A 5,571-nucleotide genomic window follows, 5' to 3' on the forward strand; every position below is an offset into this window, starting at 1 on the left:
CGAGGTCTTCATCGCCGACAAGGCTTATGATGCCGATCCCCTCATCGAAAAGCTTGAAGAGCGGGGGATCACACCGGTTATTCCGTCAAAGAAAAACCGACGCAATCCACGGAAAACCCTCTTTTCGCTTTATAAAAAACGAAACATCATCGAACGCTTCTTCGCCAGACTTAAACAGTTCAGAGGTATTGCAACACGATATGACAAGCTGAAGTCAACTTTCCTCGCAGCCGTGCAATTCGTCTCCGCCATCATTGGAATTAACTGACGACACACCCTAGTTCGCGCGAAACGGCCTGTGCCGTAGCGACCACGGAAGGGGCCAGTTCGTGCATCCGTATTTCGGACATATAGATTGTCGCGCTAGCCAAGCTTACGGCGGCTACTACCTTTCCCCCAGCATCGCGGATTGGAGCTGCTACGCAGCGGATGCCGGGTTCATTTTCCTCTAAATCGAAGGCGCAGCTCATTAGGCCAGATTGGCGCAGTCCGGCTCGATAATCACTCCAGTCAGGAAGCCGCGCATGGGGCGTTGCTGGATGGCTTAAAGCAACATTGTAGAGCGTGCGCCATTCGGATTCAGGTAAATCCAGCATCAGTGCTTTGCCAAGCCCTGTCGAGGCAAGAGGCATACGTTTGCCGATACGCGAGCGCATTTCCAGCCCGCGTTGCCGGGAATCTTGTCCAGATAAAGCACTTCAACACCCTCCCGGATACCCAGGTGAACGGTGTCACAGGTTTTGGCACCAAGCGCGGTCAGATGATCGCGTGCCAAGGTTACTACCGGCAGCTGATCGCGTGCCAGAAATCCCATTTCTACCAAGCGGGAGCCTAAGATGAAAGATTGGCCGTTGGCACTGGATGTTGAACGCAAATAGCCAGCCTGCACTAGTGTGCTGACTAGCCGATGGGTGGTGCTTCGGCTGCATCCAATGACAGAGGCAATTTCCATCAATGTACTATGGCCTTCGGCCACAGCTTCGATCACCGACAAGCCTCTCGTCAAAGTCTGCGTTCCAGGTGGGAACGCAGATGTTTCAATCCCAGTCATCTTGGTTCTTTCGTTTGCTTTCAGCACATCATGGACACCAGCCTAAGGAGTCGTCAATATTTTGGAGCTCTATCCTACATAGTGGGATGATGAGGTTGATTAGTTGTTTTCTTTCCTTCTATAAACCCTGAAAATTGTGAAATAATTCGTTCTCTTTTCTTCTTTTTTAGAAAAAAATTCGAGTTTCTCAGGTCACGCCAAGCGTTGATAGGCCTGTGATAGTAAACGGCGGCGTATGGCCACGGTGGATATCGCGAACTGTTTTATGCGAGGCGCAACTCATGACGCACAATGCTATCCCGTCGTCTTGCGGGCGTTATTGCAGTATGCCTGTCGGTTGTTCCAGTCTGGCAAAAGAAAGGTACAGGAAACTTCCTTTTCTGGCCTATATTGGCTTTGACTGGAAAACGCGTTTCTTCCGCCGGGCTGATCTTTCGATTGGTATCCTCCACGGACGGCACACCGCGTGTCTATACTCTTTCCATCAGGCAGGGGGCAGGTGTGGGGAATTATAGAGTATCTGGCGCTGAATGATGTGGAGGCAGTTTTGAACGTTGCTGAAGCGCAGGTCCAGCGCGATCCATTTCAGATATGAAACATGAACTCTCTGCTGTTTAGTCTCGGGATTTGATGGTGTGATATTTTCACGTCAATGGAGAGGCAAACCCACAAAGCTGTTCCCTCAGGACCTTCATGGACAATCAGCACTGAAGTTTACGAAAATGCGCCAGAAGGATGATGGGCCACCTATCCAACAGACCTTTCACTCCCGTTCTTGGGCCACAAGTTGCATGTTCTCCATCGACCAGAGATGCAGGCTGATTTAAAAATGGAAGGACACAGATGCTATGGGCCGCCATGGAGTACTATTGAAAGAAGGACTGCTTGAGCGCAGAGATACGGCATCCGATGTCTGGGCACACCATGTATCGATCAAAAAAGCCCTTACGAGGCCTTCATGGAAAAGCATGGCCTTGTTTCAAAAATCCATCACAGGGCCATGCTCCGAGATATCAAGAGATCCAATGCGGGAAAGCCAGTGAGCCGTTTGCGGGGCGACCAGGTTTTGCTGGTCAGAAATCACAGATGGCTCTTGTCATTCGAACAATGAGAAACACCCGTGCTACCATGAGGATTAGGTTGGCCAATATCGTTTCCATCTCTTCCTGTCGCGGATCAGCGCGACCGGCTGGCAATCTAGGGCACAATATTTCCCGCGTTGCTTTCAGTATAAATATAAAGGTATTAATTAGAAAAATAAACACTAAATAAATTTAATATGAACTATTAAATCGATAAAAACATAACAAAAAATAAAAAATTAATAAATGAAAATAATAATTAAGGTTTTGTTTACTAAAAATAGTTTCCATTTGTTTTGTAGCTTTGCTAATTATACCGATTAGTAATTTTTGTTCGTTCGTTACAAACGGATGGGTCTTTTCTAGTTCGAAACTCGGTCCGCGTCCGTTCTCATTAAACGATCGTTGGATAGGGAGTGCTGTCATGGCAACAGACGATCAAAGCGACCTGCTTTATAGCAGTTACGTTTCGGGCTATGTAAATTATGATCGTAGTTACGCTAACCTTGTTAACGGTGCCGTTGCATCTGGTACGGCCAATGGTAATAGTGCCACGCTGAACGTTCTGTCTGGAAGCGGTAATGTTTCGGGGGCGACGGCAAACAATCTGGGTGTCCTTCTTACGTCTGGAACTCTGAATGCGGCGTCCATTCAGTCCGGCGGTGCAGGCGTTGCAGCTGCCAATGGCATTATTAGTGGCGCGACAGTTGCATCCGGCGGAAGTATGATTGTTACCCAGAACGGTACAATCACAGATCCTACAGTGCATGGCGGTGGTGTCGTTGCAGCAGGTGCTTTCACTGCCAAAGGGCAGACTTTTCCAGCCGGCGGTGTCATTTCAGGCGGGACATTCGACGTGGGGGCCACAGAAATGGTCAGCGCTGCGTCCGCATATGGTGGCCATTTTAAGGGCACCCAGCTTCTTCTGAATGGTGCAACCGCGAGTGGGGGCCTTTTCGAGGCCGGTGGCCAGCAGATTATTGGTGGCTATTACCTTTCAGCAGTCGATAGCTCGGGTGGGACAACAACCAAGGTCTCCAATGTTTCGGGGACGGAAAGCGGTTGGACGGCAAATACTGCTGTTGCCTCAGGTGCAAGTATTCAAAATGGCGGAACAGCCTACGTTCTGCATGGCGGCACGGCAGTAAGTGGTTCCGTGGGAACCGGTGGGAAAGAAATTGTTGAATCTGGTGGTAGAACACTCTCGCTTACCGTAAGCGGTGGCACTGAAATTATAGAAAGTGGTGGCGTCGCTTCTGGCAGTATTGTTATGTCAGGTGGCACTATAACTGTCAGTAGTGGCGGCACGGCGTCAAATACCATTCTCAGCGCCGGAGGTGTGGAGGTTGTTAGCAGTGGTGGAACCGCTTATGCGACTACTATTTCGAATGGCGGTACACTCAGCGCAACCAGTGGCGGTATTCTGAGTGGTACAACGATCGTTTCCGGTGGTGGCACTCTTGTGTTGGGTGGAAATAACGGGAATTCAACCGTTAACCTTGCTGGAACCAGTTTTGACCAACCGGCTAATGTTGTTATCTCTGCGGGAACGACCAACATTGCCGAGACCTTTACAGGATGGAGTGACGGCGACCAGATTATCTTCAAGGGGCTGACAGGAACGGCTTCTTCGATCTCTTTTTCTGATGCAAACCATATTACATTTGCATTGGGTGGTCAGACATTCACTTTAAATATTGTAGGGGTGAGAAATAAATTTAAATTTATTAATGATAATGGCACCACAATTCTTGAAACGTGCTTTCTTACTGGAACACTGGTGCGTATGCTAACCGGGTATGTTCCTGTAGAGGATATACGGCCTGGTGATATCATTATGGTACGTGATGGTGATACTTTCATGTCTCGTGATGTAAAATGGGTCGGAAAAAGCCAAGCTGTGGTCCGCACAACATCTCCTTACCCGGATGAAGCTGGTTATCCAGTAAGGATCAGCAAAGGCGCTCTTGCAGATAACGTGCCTTTCAAAGACATGCTTGTTACACCTGAACATTGCCTCTTTATCAACGGTGTCTTTATTCCAGCCCGTATGTTGGTGAATGGAAAAAATATCAGCTACGATACACGGTATGCTGTTTATGATTACTACCATGTTGAGACAGAGCAGCATGCAGTTATCGAAGCGGATGGTGTCCTGACAGAAACGTATCTCGATACAGGTAACCGGACGAGCTTTATCAGTTTGTCAGATAGTGATGTTGTTGCAGCCCACTTCGAGGCACCGAAGGACTGGGCGCGTGATGCGGCTGTTCCGCTAGTAACCAGCCGTGAGAGTGTTGAGCCTATATATCGGGCTATCGACGGCCGTAATAAAATGAGCGGATTTGATGGTGAAGTGCATGAGAGTCAGGATATATGGTCTCACGATCCAAATCTGTACCTTGAAACGCTAGACGGTGCAGTTATCCGGCCGGTAAAACAAAATGGGAAGAATGTGGTCTTCATGTTGCCGCCGGGTTTACAGAAAGTGTATATTGTTTCCAGAACAGCACGCCCGGTAGATTTTATTGGTTCTTTTGTTGATGATCGGCGCGAGCTCGGCGTTCTGATTGGTAACATAGAGTTAATGGGTGGACGGAATAAGTGCTCTCTTGAAGCACATCTGGAGCCGCAAAATATTCTAGGTTGGGCATCGTACGAAGCTGACACAGCCAGGTGGACCGCTGGTAGAGCTGAAATTGATCTTTCCACCTTCCCCGTTGAAGGGTTTAGATTGTTGAATATTGAAGTTGTTTCCTCTCTTTCTTATCGTGAGAAGATGGTGGAACAGAAGAATAGCCTAAGTGCCTGACGTCTAAGTGCTAAAACATCTCTTGTAGCTATAATATGGCCGCAGGAGATGTTTTGTATTTAGAGTATGACTTAAAAAGGTAAGAGACCAGATGATCGAGACGCTCCTTCTTCAACTGCGAGATGCGGCGCAACACAGTGTAGCCTTTGAAAGCGCGTCCCGATCATGGAGTTTTAGTGGTTTTTTGACAGATGTAGGGAAGATTGCGCACGCATTAAAAAATGTAAGAGATTGTGGCTGTTCCATAGTTGGAATAAAATGCAAAAATTACTACCATCATTGGGTTCTCATTTTTGCATTAGACAGGCTTGGTCTTGCTTCTGCATCTTTCCAAAATGATCTTGGACCATCTTTTCAGACATATCTAAATGTTATTCAGCCAGACTTTTTTTTAAGTGATCATGCGCTGATTACAGACGTAAAGCATTACGTTGTTGGTGAGGCATGGTTTGCAGAGGTTCTCAGTCAAGAAAATAATAATACCACATATTATGAATCACGTGACTTCTGTCGGATCGGGGTAGCAGCAGGGACGGGGGCTGTGCCTCAGAAAATTGGTCTCAGGCGTCCGGATATAGAGCGAAACATTAGGGTCTGTTAGCACTTGATCCAGTCTGCAGCAGCAG

5 protein-coding genes are annotated in these 5,571 nt (G+C 47.8%); 3 read left to right on the top strand and 2 right to left on the bottom strand.

Going from position 1 to position 5,571, the window contains the following annotated elements; genetic code table 11:
• The coding region (locus tag AD944_RS01375) for a transposase (RefSeq protein WP_156477233.1) at window positions 1–268 on the top strand (268 nt) is incomplete at its 5' end.
• On the opposite strand, the gene AD944_RS17330 is transcribed toward AD944_RS01375, so the two are convergent.
• Window positions 261–656 (bottom strand): IclR family transcriptional regulator, encoded by a 396-nt coding sequence (locus AD944_RS17330; RefSeq protein ID WP_346190207.1) that lies wholly within the window; start codon window positions 654–656, stop codon window positions 261–263. The two genes, AD944_RS01375 and AD944_RS17330, sit on opposite strands and share 8 nt — an antisense overlap.
• Window positions 596–1,078 (bottom strand): IclR family transcriptional regulator, encoded by a 483-nt coding sequence (locus AD944_RS17335; protein ID WP_236709098.1) that lies wholly within the window; start codon window positions 1,076–1,078, stop codon window positions 596–598. Before AD944_RS17335 ends, AD944_RS17330 begins: the two co-directional genes overlap by 61 nt.
• 1,479 nt (window positions 1,079–2,557) lie before the next feature.
• Here AD944_RS17335 and AD944_RS01385 point away from each other — a divergent pair.
• Together AD944_RS01385 and AD944_RS16590 are read left to right on the top strand one after the other, a co-directional pair.
• Window positions 2,558–4,945, top strand: a complete 2,388-nt coding sequence (locus tag AD944_RS01385) for a Hint domain-containing protein (protein WP_045543188.1) — start codon at window positions 2,558–2,560, stop codon at window positions 4,943–4,945.
• Between the two features lie 91 nt (window positions 4,946–5,036).
• Window positions 5,037–5,546 carry a hypothetical protein gene (locus AD944_RS16590; RefSeq protein ID WP_145912894.1) on the top strand — a complete coding sequence of 170 codons (510 nt, stop codon included), beginning with the start codon at window positions 5,037–5,039 and terminating at the stop codon, window positions 5,544–5,546.
• Window positions 5,547–5,571 lie beyond the last annotated feature (25 nt).

Source organism: Acetobacter tropicalis, from assembly GCF_001580915.1.
GTDB classification, from domain to species: Bacteria; Pseudomonadota; Alphaproteobacteria; order Acetobacterales; family Acetobacteraceae; genus Acetobacter; species Acetobacter tropicalis.

Coding starts and splice junctions, on each gene's coding strand:
- AD944_RS16590 (WP_145912894.1), top strand. CDS start 5,037: ATGATCGAGACGCTCCTTCTTCAACTGCGAGATGCGGCGCAACACAGT.
- AD944_RS01385 (WP_045543188.1), top strand. CDS start 2,558: ATGGCAACAGACGATCAAAGCGACCTGCTTTATAGCAGTTACGTTTCG.
- AD944_RS17330 (WP_346190207.1), bottom strand. CDS start 656: ATGCGCTCGCGTATCGGCAAACGTATGCCTCTTGCCTCGACAGGGCTT.